We start from the raw sequence: 16,879 nt of genomic DNA on the forward strand, positions 1-16,879 counted from the left end.
TCGGCTATCTGTGGTACCACGCCTTGAAATACTTCAAAAAGCTGTAGGACACCGCGTAAACGCCGGTCACGGCCCCGACCCGGCCCGCTTTCCAGGCGCCGCTGAAAATGTACCACTTGAAAAATGCGCCGATGGCGCTAATCACCCCTCGGAGAATCGATGGCCTTATCGCCTTGTATTTCACCACGCGCGCCGTATAGCTGTTCAGCTTGGCAAACACTTCCTCGATTGAGAAAAAAGTGTCGTGTTTAACGTGCCCGGCCAGTATCAAGGTGGATGCGCCCCCTTCCGCCGCATCATCTACCGGCGCATCATTGAACTTCACCACCTGGCGATGAAAAAAGCGAATGGGGTAATCCGGTGACGAGACGGGATAAAGCGTTCTGACCGCCTGTCCCAACACAAACCAATCGCGACGAATGCGATAGGCGTTGTTTTTGTCAGGGCCTGGGGTGCGCTTGAAAAGCCGCATCGCGTCGACCGCTTCATCATCCATGATCTCATCGCTGTCCAGGCACAAAACCCAGTCATGCCGCGCGCAGGATATGGCGTAATTCATTTGCCGGCCATGGGTTTCAAACGGGTGATAAAGAGGCTTGATATTGAAGTCGTCGCAAATGGCCAACGTGCCGTCAGTACTGCCCGAATCCACCACGATGATTTCATCGGCGAACGCCGCCACAGGTTGCAACACGTCACGCAGCAGGCGCGATGAATTAAACGTCAATAAACACACGGAAATCCGGTTACAAAAATCCATTTTACATTCCACGACACTGAAAAAATGCAGTCCATGCCAAAACGGCGGGCGCGCCGTGCAAAAGCGCACGCCCAAAGCGCTTCTCCTGCCCAGAGCGCCTCTTCGATTAAGTATTTAGAATATTGGCTGCCCTGTCATGCCCTGGATGATGGCATCTGACTATTTCATCAATTTCAATGAAATCAAATAGAAAGGCGGATTAAACGCGGGCGTTCACCGCACCGGCTCACGCGCTGGCGGGCGCCGAGCGCGAGCGCGGCGCTTGGCTGCGCCTTGGTTTTGTTATAACGTATCAAAAAACAAGTAAAGGGAAGACGACGATGAAAATCCAGCTGTCGCTGTTGTTTCTCAGCCTGCTGGCCGGCAAGGCCGCAGCGTTTCAGTCGAAAGTGCCCGAACCGCGCCCGGAGCAGGCGCGGGCGGCGGAACAAAACATCGAAAATCTGTTTTACGGCTTTCACGCCATGGACGCCCAGCCGGTGAGCATCGGCAGTTGCGCGGCGGTGCCGGTAGCGGGATGCCAATGCGCGTTCTGCACCCAGCTGCGGCAGGCCGGGCGCTGAGCCGCCCCCCTCATTCAACCCAGCTCATATTGCACGTTCAACTGCCCTTTCTTCATCTTTAGGCCGGTAATCGCGATCGCGCCCACCTCGCCCAGCGCGGCGACATGGGTGCCGCCACAGCCGTAGGCGGGCAACTCGCCGAAACCGACCTGGCGCAAACCGTCCACCGCCTGCTGGCGGCGCGGCAGATCGGCGGCGATCAAGCGCGCCAGCTCCGCGTGTAAAAACGCCGCCTCCAGCGTCTGTACGTCCGGCCCCGGCGCGAAAGTGATGCGCCCTTCACCCGGCCAATGATGCGCCTTGACCGGCCGCCAGCCCCGGGTTTCGCCCAACCAACCGATCAGATGCCCAGCGGAGTGCCAGCGGGCGTGCAGCCGGCGCTGCGCTTCATCGATTTGCATCGTAACCGGCCCGTTCGGCAGCGGCGCGGCGGTAAAGTGCACCACGGTATCCCCCTGCTGCTGCACCCGCAGCACGGTGACGCCGCCTAACGACCCCACATCGGACGGCTGGCCGCCGCCCTGCGGGTGGAACAGCGTGGCGTCCAGCTCCACGGCGTAAGCGCCCGCCTCGGCCGGCTCACAGCTCAATACCTGCGCCTGGCCCTGTAAATCGTCGCTGTAGTAATAACGTCGCTCGGTCATCATTTTTCTCCTCGGTTCGAAGAGCCATTATATTCATGTCATAATCTGAGCATAATCCGTCGCCATCACAATGGACCTTTGCGTCATGAGCACAAATCTTTCTTACACGCTGTTGGCCGAAATGGCCGTTTTCGTCCAGGTCGTGGAGAGCGGCAGCTTTTCCGCCGCCGCCCGCAAACTGGGCGCTTCACCTTCCGCCGTCAGCCGCAGCGTGGCGAAGCTCGAACAGGCGCTGGCGCTGCAGCTGCTGCACCGCACCACCCGTAAACTGCGGCTGAGTGAAAGCGGCGAAGAGGCGTTTGCGCACTGCCGCACCCTGCTGGCGGCGGCCGACGCGGTGATGGCGATCGGCGGGCGCGGCGCCGCAGAGCCCGAAGGGCTGGTCAGCGTCAGCGTGCCCAAGGCGGTAGGCCGTTTCGTACTGCATCCGCACATGCCGGAGTTCCTGCGCCGCTACCCGAAGGTGGACGTGAGGCTGCGGCTGGAAGATCGTTATATGGATCTGATCGACGACCGCGTCGATCTGGCGCTGCGCATTACCGATCGCCCGTCGCCGGGCTTGATCGGCCGTCAGCTGATGCGAATAGACCACCTGCTGTGCGCCACGCCGCACTATCTGGCGCAGCACGGCGCGCCGCAGCACCCGCACGATCTGGCGGCGCACAGCTGCATCTATCTGGGAGAAACGCCGAGCGACGCGCAATGGAAGTTCCGCCGCAGCGGCAAAACGGTGACGGTCAACGTGCGCGGCCGCTACGCCGCCAACCACACCGGCGTGCGGCTGGACGCGGTGAAACGGCATATCGGCATCGGCAGCCTACCGTACTTTACCGCCCGCCAGGCGCTCGACGAGGGCGAGATCGTGCAGGTGTTGCCGGAATGGGATTTCCTCAGCAGCTATCACGGTGGCCTGTGGTTGCTTTACGCGCCTAACCAGTATCTGCCGCCCAAACTGCGGGTGTTTATCGACTATCTCGTCGCCTGCCTGGCGCAGGAGCCGCAGCTAAAGCGCCTTGCGTAGCGTGATGTTGATGCGGTGCGGCCCCACCAGCGAGTGGTAGCCTTCTTTGACCGGCAGGATGCCGTGGAAACAGAGCCGCGACGGGCCGCCCCACACCACCACGTCGCCGTGCGCCAATGGGATGCGCCGCGCCCGATCGCTGCGCTGCAGGCCGCCGAACTGAAACACTGCCGGCAACCCGAGCGACACCGAGACGATCGGCGCGCCGAAGTCGTGCTCGTCTTTATCCTGATGCAGCGACAGCTTGCTGCCCGGATCGTAACGGTTCATCAAACAGGAATCCGGCACGAAGGGGCCAAAGCCCGCCTGCTGCGCGGCTTCGTCCGCCAACGCCATCAGAATAGGCGGGATCGGCGGCCAGCGTTTGCCGCTGCGCGCGTCGCGTTCCGAGTAACGGTAGCCGCGGCTGTCGCTGGTCCAGCCGTTGCCGCACCAGCTCATCGCCACCGACATCACGTGCCCGCCGGGGGTGGTCAAATGCTGCCACGGCACCTGCGCCACCACGCCCCGCACCGCCGCCAGCAGTGCCGGCCCGTGATCGCGCACAAAGCCGTGCATCACCACCGCGCCGGGGGCGATCTCTTCACGCCACGGCGGCGGCAGCGCGTCTTCAAAAAGATCGATTGTCATCGCCAAAACCTGTATGAATACACAGTATCCATTGTAACCCGCCGCCGCCGATTGTCCAGCGCCCGGCTGCGCCATTGTCGTTGGCGGCAAATTTCTCTACAGTAGCCGCCATAAAATCAATCACTCACCAGGAATGCGTGTGATTAAGGGCATCACTCTTTCGGTCGTCGCCTCCATCTTGTTCGGCGCGATGTATTACTTCACCTCTACCCTCACCCCGCTGAACGGCGAACAGGTCTACGGCTGGCGCACGCTGCTGACGCTGCCGTTCCTGACGCTGTTCATGGCGCTGTCCGGCGATTGGCGCAAGGTGAGCGACACGCTGGTCGGGATCGGCCAACGGCCGCCGCGTCTGCTGGGCCTGCTGCTCACCTCGGCGCTGCTGGGAGTGCAGCTGTGGCTGTTCCTGTGGGCGCCGCTGCACGGCAAGGCGCTCGACGTGTCGCTCGGCTATTTTCTGCTGCCGCTGACCATGGTGCTGGCGGGCCGTTTGATCTACCGCGATCGGCTGTCGCTGCTGCAAAAACTGGCGGTGGCGTGCGCCGTGGCGGGGGTGGGCAATGAGCTGTATCAGGCGGGCGGCGTATCGTGGCCGACGCTGGTGGTGGCGCTGGGGTATCCGCTCTACTTTATTTTGCGGCGGCGTTTCGGCACCGACAATCTCGGCGGCCTGTGGTGCGAGCTGACGCTGATGCTGCCGGCGGCGGCCTGGTTCGCCTTCGGCGACGGCGGCGCAGCGGCGCTGCCGATCAATGCCGAGCTGTATTGGCGCATTCCGCTGCTCGGGGTCATCAGCGCCGTGGCATTGGTGTGTTACATCCTCGCCAGCCGCATGCTGCCGTTCAGCCTGTTCGGCCTGCTGAGCTATGTGGAACCGGTGCTGCTGGTGCTTGTCGCGCTGCTGCTCGGCGAGAGCATCAGCCAAAGCGAATGGCCGACCTATCTGGCGATCTGGCTGGCGGTGCTGCTGCTGGCGGCGGAAGGCGCGCGGCACCTGCTGCGCCGCCAGCGGGTCTGACTCAGGCGGCCAGCGTGGCGCCGCCGTCGATCACGATGTCCTGCATGGTGATGTGGCTGGCCAAATCCGAGGCCAGGAACAGCACCGCGTTGGCGATCTCGTCCGGACGCGCGATTTTACCCAGCGGGATCCCCAGCTTGAACATCTCGGGGAAGCCGGCGATGGTGCGTTGCTGCGCATCGTCGGTCTGCCACATGCCGCGCTGCATCGGCGTGTCGGTCGAGCCCGGCGACACCAGATTGCACCGCACGCCGAACGGCGCCATCTCCAACCCCACGCAGTGGTTCAGGCTGGTCAGCGCCGCCTTGGAGGCGCAGTAGGCCGCCATCTGCGCGCGCGGCACGTGCGCGGCGTTGGAGCCGATGCTGACGATCGCCCCGCTGCGCTGCGCCTTGAAGTGCGGCAGCACGGCGCGGAACAGGTAAAACGCCCCCGAGGCGTTGACGTTGATGCACTGGTGCCAGTCATCCACGCTCAGATCTTCGGTATTGCCCATGCGCAGAATGCCGGCGGCGTTGACCAACACGTCCAGTCGCGGGTTCTCCGCCAGCTGTTGGCGGCACACCGCCTCCACCTGCTCCGGCCGGCTGATGTCCAACGTCACGCAGGGGTAAGGCAGATCCGGATTGGCGAATTCTCGGTCAAACCCCACCACCTCGGCGCCCTGGGTTAAAAAGTGGCGGGCGATCTGCTCGCCGATGCCGCGCGCCGCGCCGGTCACCCACACGCGTTTGCCGGTGAAATCCATCTGAATGCTCATGCGCGCACCGCCATCCGGGCGCACCGCCGGGTCATGTTGTTGTTCATCGTTGTCTCCTGCGAAAGGCTATGACGCGGCGCGGACTGCGCCGCAAAGAGGCCTACAGCGCGCCGCTGTTCAGGCCGAAAGCGTTGAGCATGGTGCCCAGTTTGGCGGTGGTTTCCATCCACTCGGACTGCGGCGTCGAGGCGGCGACGATGCCCGCGCCGGCGAACAGCCGCACCCGGTTGCCGCGCAGCAGCCCGCTGCGGATGACGATCGCCCACTCGCCGTCGCCGTTGGCGTCGCACCAGCCGACAATGCCGCTGAACAAGCCGCGATCGTGCGGTTCCAGAGCGGCGATCAGCTGGCGGGCGCTTTCGGTCGGGAAGCCGCACAGCGCCGGCGTCGGATGCAGCAGGCAGGCCAGCTGCATCACGTTGAGATCCGGATTCAGCAACTCGCCGCGAATGCGGGTGGACAGGTGCCACATGGTGCCGGTGCTGAGCAGCGACGGGCCGCTGGGCACGCTCAGGGTGGCGCACAGCGGCGTCAGATGCCGACGAATATCGTCGATCACCAGCTTGTGTTCGTATTTGTCTTTGGTCGAGCGCATCAGGCGCTCGCTGCCGAGGCGATCCTGCTGCGGATCGTCCTGCCGGCGCGCCGAGCCCGCCAGCGGATTGGTGTGGATCTCGCCGCCCTGCTTGCGGATCAGCAGTTCAGGGCTGGCGCCGATCAACACGCTGCCATCGGCCAGCGGCAGGGAGAAGTGGTAACCGGTCGGGTTCTGCACCATCAGGTTATTGAGGATCCGGTGGCCGGCCACCGGCTGCTCCAGTTCGATATCGAGGATGCGCGACAGCACCGCCTTGTCCAGCTTGCCTTGTTTAAAGCGGCTGACTGCTTCCGCGACCGCGTGTTTGAATCGCGGTTCGTCCGGAATACTGGTGCAGGCGACCAGGCGATGCGGCTGTTGCAGCATCGGGCGCGCGGCACGGATAAAGCTGTCGTTGGCGACGAATCGGCTTTCTTCAGGTATATACAGGCAGGAAGGCCAGCGCGTGTCGAACGGAATGGCGCCCACCACCACCGGGGCCGCCTGGCCGGCGGCTTTGGCGCGCGCCAGCGCCTGGCGAATATGTTGCGCCAGCGCGCTGCCTTCCTGCTCGCCGCCGAACGCCGGCGTCTCGATACGCTCAAACACGCCGTGGGCGGAGAGGGAACGGAATTCTGACCGGTACAAAAAGGTCGATTGTTCGGCGTACTCAAACCCGGAGAAGGTTTGGTTTTCTGTCGTCAGTGTCGCCACAAGACCACTCCTTTGTTGCGCCTCACCAATGATAATGTTTATGCGAATAATTATCATTAGCTGTAAAGGGTGGGTAAATTACACCGGATCCCCACCGTCGGTCAATCTCCGATGAATGAATCTTTCCGCACGCCGCGGCAAATTCGCGTTACGCCCCAACAAGAAATAACACACTGTTATTATTGTGTTTTAGCAAAAAATAAAAGTCGTGACATCGTCACCTTCGCGCCAAAACCGCCCGGCGAAACGCCGTCCGGCGCAGCAATGCGGCGTCAACGTGGTGAGCAGCGCCAATTCGAACGTCTGCCGCTGCGCATCCACCGCCACCATCCGCGCATCAAGAAAATCGAAATATCGGCGCACCTGCGGGTAAAGCGCTTTGAACAGGCTCTCTTTGGCGGAAAACGTCAGCGTCAGCAGCTCGTTGAACGGCAGCGTTTCGCCCAGCAACGTCTCGCGCTCCGCCGGTGAAACGATCGCGCTCCACAGCTCCTCCGCTCGCGCCACGGACAGCAGCGTCTCCACATCCAGCCCAACGCCGCCCAGCCCGCGCTCAGGGTGTACGGCGCACAGCGCGGTATGCGAATTATGGCTCAGCGCCCCGGCGATGCCCGGCGGCCACTGCGGCGCGCGATCTTCGCCGCGCGCCAGGGTGAAATCGGCGAAACCGAGCGGCGCCAGCAGCTGCCGCGCCAGCACACGCCCGGCCAGATACTCCGCACGGCGTTTCGGCACCGCGCGCGCCAGATGGTCCGGCAGCGCAAATCCCGCCTCGGGAAAACTGTCGTCGCGATACTCCGCCAGCGCAAACTGGCAGCGCGCCACCTGGCCCGGATAGCCGTCCGGCGTGAAAAATTCGATATTGCGGATAAAAGTGGGCAACGGCGGTATCCATGATAAGCAGGCAGGCTGAAGATGTTAGCCCCCGAAACGGCCTGCAACAATGACCCAGGGCAAAATAAATGGCGTTAAGTCCCGCGCGGAGGCGCGTTGGGCGAAGTGGGAAAAGGCCTCTCTCCCGCATTCGGGAGAGAGGCCGGGCATTACAAGATGCCTTTCATGGTCTTCTCGAAATCGCTCCAGGCGCAGAAGCCGTCTTTATCGATCGGGCAGCCTTTCAGCGCCAGCGTCACGCGCTGCGGCGGGGTTTGCAGCGTCAGCGGCGTCGCCTTGCGCAGCTGTTCGGTGGACTGATAGACGTACTCGATCTTCAGCAATTCACGGTCGTTCTGCGCGTCGCGCCAGCGCTGGAATACCAGTTTGCCGCCGATCGGCGTTTTCTCGTACTGCTGCGGCAGCTGATACGGCTGGAACTGCATGGCCGACAGCAGCGAGGCGATATTGGAGTCGTGGCCCACCAGCACCGTCAGCTTCGGCGCGTCCGGTTTACGCTCGCCCAGCAGCGCGTTGTTGATGTAGGTCAGCAGCGGCTTGGCGACGTTCTGCGCCACCACCGGCGAGGTGAACAGCGAATCCTGATAGCCGTCTTTCAACTGCGCCAGCTGCTGCCACTGGTGCGGCGTGGCGATTTTGCCCCAGGCCACCTCTTTCATCGGGAAACCTTCGTAGTACTGCAGCATAAAGGCGTCCACCAGCGAGTTGCCCACCCGCAGCGGGCCGGAGACGCCCGGCTCTTTGCCCGGCACCGCGCTCATCACGCTGGCTTCTTTGGTCAGGTCGCAGTGTTTGTCGGTCTTGCAGGCGGCGGAATCCTTGTAGTCGATGATCTTCGCCAACTGCTGATAAGAGGCGTCCAGCTTCAGCGATCCCAGCGCGGCGTTCATCGCCGCCAGCGCCTGCTGGTTGAAGGCTTCGCTGGTGTCGGTGATGATCGGGTTGAAAGTCGGATCCATCTCGCCCATCTTGTCCTGATGGTGCACGCTGACGTCGCAGCCCGGGAACGCGCCATTGCTGAAGAACTGCGCGGTGGCCACCGTGCGCTGCAGGCTGTTGGCGTAGACGTACACGCTGCCGGCGGTCGGACAGCCCTCTTGCGGCAACAGGCCGGTCTGCTTCAGCCAGGCGTTGAAATAGTGCCCCATATACACTTCCAGCACCCCGCCCTTGGTGGTCAGCTGGCCGCCCGGCGTTTCCCAGGCCGGCCAGGCCTTCGGCGTGGACTGCGCCAGCACGCTGCCGTTGTTGGCCAGCGGCGCGCGCAGGTTATGGCGGCTCATCACCAGCACCTGTTCCAGTTGATAACCGCCGGCGTCCGCCAGCGCGTTCCCGGTGAATAACAAAGGCAGGCACAGCAATAACGTTTTTTTTCTCATCCGCAGAGGCTCCCGGAAAATGATTATTTTTAAGGTGTTAGCGTTTGTCTGCGTATGATGGCGGGGTTAGTGTGACAAGTGTGTGACAGGGTTCACGGGAAAAGATCGTACCAGCGGCCACCGGGCGGCGACCGCTGTGCGTCAACTCAGTACCACAGGCTCATGATTGGCCAACCGATCAGCAACAGCGCGGCGATGTACACCACGCCGAGAATGCCGCCCAGGCGCCAGTAGTCTTTCGACTTCACATAGCCGCAGCCGTAGATAATCACCCCCGGCCCGGTGGCGTACGGCGTCAGCACGCCCATGATGCCGATCGACAGCACCAGCAGCATCGACAGCTGCTCCATCGGCACGCCCGGCAACCCTTTGCCGACCGCCAGGATCACCGGCAGCATGGTGGCGGTGTGCGCCGACAGGCTGGCGAACAGGTAGTGGGCGAAGTAGAACACCAGCACCAGCGCCACTACCGTCATGTTCGGCGAGAAGCCGTCCAGGTGGGTGCTCATGGTCTGGGCGAACCAGTCGATAAAGCCGGAGCGCGTCAGGCCGTTGGCCATCACCACCAGCGTCGCCAGGTTAACCAGCGTATTCCAGGCGCTGGAGTATTTGGTAATGTCTTTCCACGACACCACGTGCAGCGCCAGCATCAGCGACACCGCCAACAGGCACACCGCGGTGGCGTCCAGCACCTTGCCGCCGAACACCCACAGGCACAGGCTGAGCAGCACCAGGCCGATCAGGGTGTACTCCTTGCGCGTCAGCTTACCCATTTCCCCCAGCGCGGTATTCGCCCAGGCGGCCACTTCGCTGCTGTGGGTCACGCCCGGTTTGTAGAGGTAGTAGGAGATCAACGGCGCGATGATCAGCAGCAGCAGGCCAACTGGCAGGAACGCCAGGAACCACTGCATCCAGCTGATGTGCACCCCGGCTATCTTGCCGACGAACTCGATGCCCAGCACGTTCGGCGCGGCGCCGGTGACGAACATCGAAGAGCTGATGCTGGTGCCGACCACCATCATCCACATCAGGTAGCCGCCGATGCGGCGCGAAGAGGGATCGTTAGGGAAGGAATCGAACAGCGGCGGCAGGTTTTTCACCACCGGGAACACCGTGCCGCCGGTGCGCGCGGTGTTGGACGGCGTGAACGGCGCCAGCAGGATATCGATGATCACCACCGCATAGCCCAGCGTCAGCGTGCGCTTGCCCATGAATTTCACCAGGAACAGCGCGATGCGCCGCCCCAGCCCGGTGGCTTCGTAGCCCAGCGCGAAGATAAAGGCGCCGAACACCAGCCAGACGGTGGTGCTGGAGAAGCCCGCCAGCCCCCATTTCAGCGCCTCTTTACCGGCCTTGGAAGCCCGGCTCCGCCAGTTCCTGCGCGCCGAACAGCACCCAGTTGGCGCTCAGCACGCTGACGGTCACCGCGATAAAGCTGATGGCAGTGGCCGGGATCGGCTCCAGAATCATGCCGACGATCATCGCCACAAAGATGGCGAAATAGTGCCACGCCTGCGGCGGCATGCCGTCGGGCACCGGTATCAATAACAGGATCGCGAGCACCGCCAGCGGCGCTATCGCTTTCCAGATCTTTTCCTGGGTTTGGGACATAGGGACTCTCCTGAAGGCTTGGTTATTATTCTTGGGCACCCAGCTGCGCCAGCAGCCAGGTCACTATCAACAAGTCGGCGCTGCCGCCGGGGCTGAGGTTGCGGGCAATGCAGTCGGCATCGAAGCGCCGCAGGCGCGCCAGGCCCGCCTCCCCCGCCGAGCCGCCCTGCGCCAGCAGCAAAGCCGCCCGGCGCCGCAGCCAGCGCAGCCCGCGCAGGCCGCCACGCGAGGCGACGTTGGTGTCATCGTTGTGGGCCATCAGCCACAGCAGGCTGTCCAGCAGCGCTCGCTGTTCGTCGCCGCCGGCGGCCAGCCGTTGCCGATACAGCGGCAGCGCGCCGTCAAGCACCAACCGAAAACCGGATTCCGCCTCGCCGCGCGCGCCGCTGAGGCCATACGCAGCGAACAAGCGCTGGCCGGCGGTCTGCCCGGCGTTGTTGCATCGCAGTTCGCTGTCCACCAGCCCTCGGCACATCGCCGCCACTTCGGCGCATAACGATGCGGCGCTGATGGCCCGGCCCTGCTGCTGCAGGCGGCCGAAGGCGGCGCACAGCAACCCGAGTGAGAACACGCTCCCCTTATGGGTGTTAATGCCGCCGGTGGCGCGAAACATCTGGTTTTCGCAGGCCAGGCCGAGCGGCCGCAGCCGCGCCAGCTGCCGCTCGGCCGGCAAAGCCGCGTCTTCCCGTCCGCGCTGGATAAAACGCGGCAGCCACACGCCGATGGCGCGGGCGCTGCGGTAGAAATGCCCAAGATCCATGTCGCGATGGGCGCCGGTGTTATGGCGATCCACCAGCCCCGGTTTGGGCGTGAGGTTGACCTCCACCAACAGCGCGCGAAAGGCGGCGCGGGCGAAGTCGCATGCCGGCTCGGCTCGGCGGGCGGGTGGATTAATCGGCAGAGATCGCATCGTTGAACATCCTTTCCATTTCTTGCAGCAGCTGCTCGCTGCCATGCCGCCGCTGGCGGGCGCAGATCTTGGCCGGTTGGCCGCACAGCAGGCAGCGCCGCGCCGGCAGGCCGATGTCGCGGCGCGACAGGATTCGTCCCTGCGCATCCAGCACGTCGATATCCCACAGCCGGCCGATCGGGCGGCTCACCTCCAGCTGCATGGCGCAATCTTTTACCCGTTGGGCGTCGGCGCGCAGCGCCACAAACCCTTCGCAGCCGGTGGCGAGCGCCAGCGCCTCGGCCTGCGGGCTCGGCCAGCCCTGTTCGGCGCACAGCCGCAGCAGCGCCGCCCACCCGAGGTTGAAGATGCCGCGCGTCAACGCGCTGTCCTTCACCGGGCCGGGCACCACCAGCGTCAGCACCAGCAGCGTGCACTCGTGCTGCGCCAGCCACGCCTGCTGGCGCGCCTGACGGCATTCGCGGCTGGTGAGCAGCTCAGGCAGGCTGACCGCACGTTCGGCGGCCAGTTGAGGATCGACGGCGGCCATCGTTTACTCCGCCACCTGATGCACCACGTCGATCACCGAGCCGTCGCGGTAGCGCACCACCGCCACCACCTTGTCGGTAAACGCGATCGGCTGCGGTTCGCCGGTCAGCTGCAGCGCGCGGGCGCGCAGCCAGTCGATGCTCACCACCTCAAGCCCGGCCTCCCGCAGGCGCTGCGCCAGCTCCGGCCGCGCCGGGTTGACGGCGATGCCGTGGTCGGTCACCAGAATGTCGATGCTGGAGCCCGGCGTGACGCAGGTGGTCACCTGCTCCACCAGCGTCGGGATGCGCCCGCGCACCAACGGCGCGACGATGATCGCCAGCCGCGCGGCGGCGGCGGTGTCGCAGTGGCCGCCGGACGCGCCGCGCAGCACGCCGTCGGAGCCGGTCAGCACGTTAACGTTGAAGCCGGTGTCGATTTCCAGCGCGCTCAGCACCACCACGTCGAGCCGATCGACCGACGCGCCCTTGGAGCTGAAGTTGGCGTACTGGTTGGCGCTGATTTCGATATGGCGCGGGTTGCGCGCCAGCGAGGTCGCCGCCGCCCGATCGAAGCTCTGCACGTCCAGCAGCTTGCCGATCAACCCTTTCTCGTGCAGATCCACCATGGTCGAGGTGATGCCGCCGAGGGCGAACGCGGCGCGAATGCCGCGGGCGCGCATCTTGTCCTCCAGGAACCGGGTCACCGCCAGCGAGGCACCGCCGGTGCCGGTTTGCAGCGAGAACCCTTCGGTGAAGTAGCCGGAACCGGCGATCACCTCGGCGGCGCGGCGGGCGATCAACAGCTCGCGCGGGTTCGAGGTCATGCGCGTGGCGTCGGCGCCGATCTTGTCGGCGTCGCCCACCCGCTCCAACTGCACGATCAGATCCACCCGATCCTGCGCCAGGCTGGCGGGATGATGCGGATACGGCACCAGCTGCTCGGTCAGCAACACCACGGTGCCCGCCGCCTCGGCGTCCACCCGCGCATAGCCGAGCGAGCCGCAGCAGGCTTCACCGCTGTAGCCGTTGGCGTTGCCGAACTCATCGCAGGCCGGCACGCCGAGGAAGGCCACGTCTATCTTCAGCTCGCCGGATTCGATCAGATTGACCCGGCCGCCGTGCGAGTGAATTTGCACCGGCTCCGCCAGCAGCCCGCGCGATACGGCGTCCGCCAGCGGGCCGCGCAGCCCGGAGGTGTAAATGCGGCTCACCACGCCGTGGCGGATATGCTCAACCAACGGCGCATGGCAGTCGGTCAGCGAGCTGGAGGCCAGCGTCAGGTTGCGGAACCCCATCGCCGCCAGCGTCTCCATCACCTGATTGAGCGCCAGATCGCCGCCGCGAAACGCATGGTGGAAGGAGATGGTCATGCCGTCCTGCAGCCCGCTGCGGCGCACCGCTTCCTGCAAGGAGTCGCACAGCTTGAGATCGCGCGGTTTACGCGCCTGCAGGTTGGCTTTGGACACGTCCTGATAGCCCGGCAGATCCGCCGGGTTGGCGAAGGTCATCAATCGTTGTTGGCGGTTCATCATGCTTCCTCCCCGTGCTGCGCCGGTTCTTCCCGTAAGCCGGACAGCGCGGCGCGCTCCAGCACCAGCCGGGCGCGTTCAATCACCGGGCTGTCGACCATTTTTCCGTTGAGCGACACCACGCCGCGCCCTTCCCGCTCCGCCGCTTCGGCGGCGTCCACCACCCGCTGCGCGTGCGCCACCTCTTTGGCGGTCGGCGCGTACAGGTTGTGCAGTAGCTCAATCTGGCGCGGGTTGATCAGCGATTTGCCGTCGAAGCCGAGCTGTTTGATCAGCGCCGCTTCCTGCAGGAAGCCGGCCTCGTTGTTGGCGTCGGAATACACGGTGTCGAACGCCTGAATGCCGGCGGCGCGCGCCGCCTGCAGCAGCGAGCAGCGGGCGAACAGCAGCTCAATGCCCTCCGGCGAGCGTTCGGTGCGCAGGTTGCGCACATAGTCTTCCGCCCCCAGCGCGATGCCGATAAGCCGCGGCGAAGCGTGCGCGATCGCCACCGCGTTGGTGATGCCCTGCGCCGATTCGATCGCCGCCAGCAGCCCGGTGCTGCCGACCGGCCGGCCGCAGGCCGCCTCGATGGCGGCGATCTCGCGTTCCATGTCAACAACGTCCTGCGCGCTGTCGGTCTTCGGCAGGCGCACGATGTCCGCGCCGCCGCGCACCACCGCCTGCAGGTCCGCCAGGCCGTAGGCGGAGTCGAGCGCATTGACGCGCACGATGGTTTCCACCTCCTGGTACAGCGGATGCTGCAACGCGTGGTACACCAGCCGGCGCGCCGCGTCTTTTTCACGCAGGATCACCGAGTCTTCCAGATCGAACATAAGCGCGTCGGCCTGGTAGATAAAGGCATTGCTGACCATCGCCGCGTTGGCGCCGGGAACGAACAGCATGCTGCGGCGCAGCCGGGTTTTATTCAGCGTTTTCATCTTTCGCCTCCCACGGCAGTTGGCCGCTCTCGCAGGCGCGCATCAGCGCGGTTTCCAGCCGGGCGCGCAGCACGCAGTCCAGCGCCCCTTTGTCGTCGACGATCACCTGCACCGGTTCCACCTCATAACGCTGCAGCACCTCCAGCAGGGTGCGGCGGATCGCCGCGCCGAACTGTTTTTCCACGCTGCTGGCGATCAACAGATCGTGCTGCGGCCCCTCGGCGGGCGCGATGCGCACCATGACATCGCTGGATTCCAGCGTGCCGGCCATTGCTTCTCGGATAATTTTCATCATTCACCTGATTGTGCGGACTCAAAAGGATGCGGGGCCGCCTTGGCCCGGCGCTGCGTTTGCAGATCCTGCAGGTAGTACAGGGTGTCCGGCGGCACCAGCGGCGCGGCGGCGTGGAAGTCCCCCGCCGCCAGCAGCTTGCGCACCCAGGAGGCGGAGATCGCCGTGCCCTGATATTGCAAACGCTCGATTTCCACCAGCGCGATCGGCGGGCTGGGCAGCGCCGGCGTTTCCAGCCAGTAGCGCATGTCGCGGTTGTATTTCGCGGTCACCGCGCAGAACGGCTCGTTGCCGACGAAGCGGTGGGTGATGCCCAGCGCGGGCGCCAGATACTGGCGGAAGATCTTCAGATCGATTTCGGTGTAACAGTCGTCGGCCACGCCCTGGTCCTTGATGAAGTAACAGGGGAAGGTGGCGCGCGAGATCACGTACTGCGAGCCTTCGTGTACCGTGAGGTTGGAGATGTCGGCGGTGCCGGCCAGCACCAGCCGGCGTCGATCTTCATAGCTGAAGCGCGAGGTGTTTTCCTTCACCAGAAACAGGTGCAGCCAGTCGCAGCGCTTGGCCGCCTGACGCACCAGATACTGATGCCCGCGGGTGAAGGGGTTGGCGTTCATCACGATACTGCCGATGGTCTCGCCCGGCCGGCGCTGGCTCGCCAGCTGGGCGGCGTAGCGCTTCAGGCGGCACGGGCTGTTTTCCATCAGCACCACGATGCCCGGCACGGTGGCGATCGGGTAGAAACCGCACTGGCGGAACAGCGGCTCGTTCTGCACCTTGGTGTAGATAAACAGCTGGGTGTGGTGGCGCTCGTAGGCCAGGTTCACCAGCTCGGTCGCCAGCGCCAGCGCCAACCCTTCGCCGCGCATCAGCGGGCTGATGGCGACGCATTTGATAATATTGTCGGCGATGCCGCCGCAGGCGACCAATTTGTCGTGCTGGGTAACGGTAATAAATATTTCAACCGTGGTGTCGATATTCAGATCGTTACTGCGCAAGAAGGCGCTTATTTCCGAAATCGCTTTATGATCCGATCGCTTTACCCGATTAAATACGGCATCGCCTAACATAACACGCTCTCTGGGTTAACTGGCAAACAACAAATGAAATACAAAAAGGCATTTTAATTAACATCAGAAATGGCAATTAAAACCTTAAAAACCATGAAGATAAAATCATCCTCTCGTTCGATAAACCCATGGTAAGCAGAAAAAAAACGCGGATTATTGACCTATTTCACAAACCGATCCCGGTTAATAAGTTATTTAATGTTCTTTATTTGCTTAATTAATCTTATGGTGTTTATTATTGAGATAATCTTTATTTGGCGCCGCAATTCACTTACATTCACTTAGCATTTTTATTGCTATTACGGGTCGCACTATGGAATGGCTGAACATCCTGATCGTTGAAGACGAAACGCCGCTGGCGGAGATGCACGCGGAGTTTATCCGCCAGAACGGCGGCTGCCGCCAGATTTGGCTGGCCGGCACGCTGGCGCAGGCGCGCGCCATGACCGAACGCTTCAAGCCGGATCTGATCCTGCTGGACAACTTTCTGCCGGACGGCCAGGGCATCACCCTGCTGCGCGAACTGACGCTGAGCGGGTATCGCGGCGGCATCGTGTTCATCACCGCCGCCAGCGACATGGCCACCGTGGCCGAGGCGTTGCGCTACGGCGTGTTCGACTACCTGATCAAACCGCTGGCCTATGACCGGCTGAGCCAGACGCTGCTGCGCTTCAGCCAGCGCCGCGAAGCGTTGAAGGACAAAGCGCGCCTCAACCAGCGCCGCATCGACGAGATGTTCAATACCTACGCCCGCGGCGAGCAGCAGGCGGCGCTGCCCGCCGGCATCGACGAGCTGACGCTGGGCAAGGTCCGCGCGCTGTTCGCCGAACCCGCCGCGCGGCACACCGCTGAAAGCGTTGCGCAAAAAATGGGGCTCAGCCGCACCACCGCTCGCCGTTATCTGGAATTTTGCACCGCCGCGCAGCAGCTGCGCGCCGAGATCATTTACGGCAAGGTAGGCCGCCCACAGCGGATCTATCGCGCCGGCGAGCCGCATTAACGGTTATTTGATCGCCCTTGCAAGGTTGCGTGTAACCGCTTTACTTTTTATGCGCCGGTCAGCATCTTGGTGAGCATC

17 protein-coding genes and 1 pseudogene are annotated in these 16,879 nt (G+C 63.6%); 4 read left to right on the forward strand and 14 right to left on the reverse strand.

Going from position 1 to position 16,879, the window contains the following annotated elements; genetic code table 11:
- Positions 1–4: 4 nt before the first annotated feature.
- Positions 5–760 carry a glycosyltransferase family 2 protein gene (locus tag ACORQT_RS16130; RefSeq protein ID WP_016927099.1) on the reverse strand — a complete coding sequence of 252 codons (756 nt, stop codon included), beginning with the start codon at positions 758–760 and terminating at the stop codon, positions 5–7.
- Between the two features lie 320 nt (positions 761–1,080).
- Between ACORQT_RS16130 and ACORQT_RS16135 the strand changes: the two genes are divergently transcribed.
- The gene (locus ACORQT_RS16135) at positions 1,081–1,323 is read left to right on the forward strand and encodes a hypothetical protein (RefSeq protein ID WP_016927098.1); all 243 of its coding nucleotides are present in this window, start codon (positions 1,081–1,083) and stop codon (positions 1,321–1,323) included.
- A gap of 14 nt (positions 1,324–1,337) precedes the next feature.
- Here ACORQT_RS16135 and ACORQT_RS16140 read toward each other — a convergent pair whose 3' ends face one another.
- Positions 1,338–1,967 (reverse strand): hypothetical protein, encoded by a 630-nt coding sequence (locus tag ACORQT_RS16140; RefSeq protein ID WP_108681422.1) that lies wholly within the window; start codon positions 1,965–1,967, stop codon positions 1,338–1,340.
- Positions 1,968–2,052: 85 nt separating this feature from the next.
- On the opposite strand from ACORQT_RS16140, the gene ACORQT_RS16145 reads away from it, so the two are divergent.
- Complete coding sequence (locus tag ACORQT_RS16145) at positions 2,053–2,988, forward strand: LysR family transcriptional regulator (RefSeq protein ID WP_108681424.1); 936 nt, start codon at positions 2,053–2,055, stop codon at positions 2,986–2,988.
- Here ACORQT_RS16145 and alkB read toward each other — a convergent pair.
- Positions 2,971–3,618 (reverse strand): DNA oxidative demethylase AlkB, encoded by a 648-nt coding sequence (gene alkB / locus ACORQT_RS16150; RefSeq protein WP_069099988.1) that lies wholly within the window; start codon positions 3,616–3,618, stop codon positions 2,971–2,973. The genes ACORQT_RS16145 and alkB overlap by 18 nt on opposite strands.
- Before the next feature lie 139 nt (positions 3,619–3,757).
- Here alkB and rarD point away from each other — a divergent pair, with 139 nt between their 5' ends.
- Positions 3,758–4,636: an EamA family transporter RarD gene (gene rarD, locus ACORQT_RS16155; RefSeq protein WP_444859238.1), complete on the forward strand. Its 879-nt coding sequence runs from the start codon at positions 3,758–3,760 to the stop codon at positions 4,634–4,636.
- Between the two features lies 1 nt (position 4,637).
- On the opposite strand, the gene dhbA is transcribed toward rarD, so the two are convergent.
- The 11 genes and pseudogenes from dhbA to citC all read right to left on the reverse strand — a co-directional run bounded on the left by dhbA (position 4,638) and on the right by citC (position 15,801).
- Positions 4,638–5,396: a 2,3-dihydro-2,3-dihydroxybenzoate dehydrogenase gene (dhbA, locus tag ACORQT_RS16160; RefSeq protein ID WP_039565253.1), complete on the reverse strand. Its 759-nt coding sequence runs from the start codon at positions 5,394–5,396 to the stop codon at positions 4,638–4,640.
- 100 nt (positions 5,397–5,496) lie between these two features.
- Positions 5,497–6,687, reverse strand: coding sequence for an isochorismate synthase (locus tag ACORQT_RS16165; protein WP_164057592.1), 1,191 nt, complete (start codon positions 6,685–6,687; stop codon positions 5,497–5,499).
- Between the two features lie 189 nt (positions 6,688–6,876).
- The gene (locus ACORQT_RS16170; protein ID WP_164057593.1) at positions 6,877–7,569 is read right to left on the reverse strand and encodes a 4'-phosphopantetheinyl transferase family protein; all 693 of its coding nucleotides are present in this window, start codon (positions 7,567–7,569) and stop codon (positions 6,877–6,879) included.
- Positions 7,570–7,730: 161 nt separating this feature from the next.
- On the reverse strand, positions 7,731–8,960 hold the full coding sequence (gene agp / locus ACORQT_RS16175; protein WP_043143150.1) for a bifunctional glucose-1-phosphatase/inositol phosphatase: 1,230 nt from the start codon (positions 8,958–8,960) through the stop codon (positions 7,731–7,733).
- A 146-nt stretch (positions 8,961–9,106) separates the two neighbouring features.
- Positions 9,107–10,571, reverse strand: a pseudogene (locus ACORQT_RS16180) (anion permease).
- 25 nt (positions 10,572–10,596) lie between these two features.
- Positions 10,597–11,481, reverse strand: coding sequence for a triphosphoribosyl-dephospho-CoA synthase CitG (citG, locus tag ACORQT_RS16185; protein ID WP_089191993.1), 885 nt, complete (start codon positions 11,479–11,481; stop codon positions 10,597–10,599).
- Positions 11,462–12,010 carry a citrate lyase holo-[acyl-carrier protein] synthase gene (gene citX, locus ACORQT_RS16190; protein WP_033651845.1) on the reverse strand — a complete coding sequence of 183 codons (549 nt, stop codon included), beginning with the start codon at positions 12,008–12,010 and terminating at the stop codon, positions 11,462–11,464. Before citX ends, citG begins: the two co-directional genes overlap by 20 nt.
- Before the next feature lie 3 nt (positions 12,011–12,013).
- Positions 12,014–13,519 (reverse strand): citrate lyase subunit alpha, encoded by a 1,506-nt coding sequence (citF, locus tag ACORQT_RS16195; protein WP_028130661.1) that lies wholly within the window; start codon positions 13,517–13,519, stop codon positions 12,014–12,016.
- Complete coding sequence (gene citE, locus ACORQT_RS16200) at positions 13,519–14,439, reverse strand: citrate (pro-3S)-lyase subunit beta (RefSeq protein WP_016927085.1); 921 nt, start codon at positions 14,437–14,439, stop codon at positions 13,519–13,521. The genes citF and citE overlap by 1 nt, the downstream gene beginning before the upstream one ends.
- Positions 14,423–14,731 (reverse strand): citrate lyase acyl carrier protein, encoded by a 309-nt coding sequence (gene citD, locus ACORQT_RS16205; protein WP_046687418.1) that lies wholly within the window; start codon positions 14,729–14,731, stop codon positions 14,423–14,425. Before citD ends, citE begins: the two co-directional genes overlap by 17 nt.
- Positions 14,731–15,801, reverse strand: a complete 1,071-nt coding sequence (citC, locus tag ACORQT_RS16210) for a [citrate (pro-3S)-lyase] ligase (protein ID WP_147838504.1) — start codon at positions 15,799–15,801, stop codon at positions 14,731–14,733. The genes citD and citC overlap by 1 nt, the downstream gene beginning before the upstream one ends.
- Before the next feature lie 313 nt (positions 15,802–16,114).
- Between citC and dpiA the strand changes: the two genes are divergently transcribed.
- On the forward strand, positions 16,115–16,801 hold the full coding sequence (gene dpiA, locus ACORQT_RS16215; protein ID WP_033654924.1) for a two-component response regulator DpiA: 687 nt from the start codon (positions 16,115–16,117) through the stop codon (positions 16,799–16,801).
- Positions 16,802–16,879 lie beyond the last annotated feature (78 nt).

The sequence above is a fragment of the Serratia sp. (in: enterobacteria) genome, assembly GCF_052400455.1.
Lineage (GTDB): Bacteria > Pseudomonadota > Gammaproteobacteria > Enterobacterales > Enterobacteriaceae > Serratia > Serratia ureilytica.

Bases quoted from the DNA above. Each gene is read 5' to 3' on its own strand.
- ACORQT_RS16135 (WP_016927098.1), top strand. From the start codon at position 1,081: ATGAAAATCCAGCTGTCGCTGTTGTTTCTCAGCCTGCTGGCCGGCAAG.
- citX (WP_033651845.1), bottom strand. From the start codon at position 12,010: ATGGCCGCCGTCGATCCTCAACTGGCCGCCGAACGTGCGGTCAGCCTG.
- citG (WP_089191993.1), bottom strand. From the start codon at position 11,481: ATGCGATCTCTGCCGATTAATCCACCCGCCCGCCGAGCCGAGCCGGCA.
- alkB (WP_069099988.1), bottom strand. From the start codon at position 3,618: ATGACAATCGATCTTTTTGAAGACGCGCTGCCGCCGCCGTGGCGTGAA.
- ACORQT_RS16145 (WP_108681424.1), top strand. From the start codon at position 2,053: ATGAGCACAAATCTTTCTTACACGCTGTTGGCCGAAATGGCCGTTTTC.
- dhbA (WP_039565253.1), bottom strand. From the start codon at position 5,396: ATGAGCATTCAGATGGATTTCACCGGCAAACGCGTGTGGGTGACCGGC.
- citC (WP_147838504.1), bottom strand. From the start codon at position 15,801: ATGTTAGGCGATGCCGTATTTAATCGGGTAAAGCGATCGGATCATAAA.
- citE (WP_016927085.1), bottom strand. From the start codon at position 14,439: ATGAAAACGCTGAATAAAACCCGGCTGCGCCGCAGCATGCTGTTCGTT.
- ACORQT_RS16130 (WP_016927099.1), bottom strand. From the start codon at position 760: ATGGATTTTTGTAACCGGATTTCCGTGTGTTTATTGACGTTTAATTCA.
- agp (WP_043143150.1), bottom strand. From the start codon at position 8,960: ATGAGAAAAAAAACGTTATTGCTGTGCCTGCCTTTGTTATTCACCGGG.
- citF (WP_028130661.1), bottom strand. From the start codon at position 13,519: ATGAACCGCCAACAACGATTGATGACCTTCGCCAACCCGGCGGATCTG.
- ACORQT_RS16140 (WP_108681422.1), bottom strand. From the start codon at position 1,967: ATGACCGAGCGACGTTATTACTACAGCGACGATTTACAGGGCCAGGCG.
- dpiA (WP_033654924.1), top strand. From the start codon at position 16,115: ATGGAATGGCTGAACATCCTGATCGTTGAAGACGAAACGCCGCTGGCG.
- citD (WP_046687418.1), bottom strand. From the start codon at position 14,731: ATGAAAATTATCCGAGAAGCAATGGCCGGCACGCTGGAATCCAGCGAT.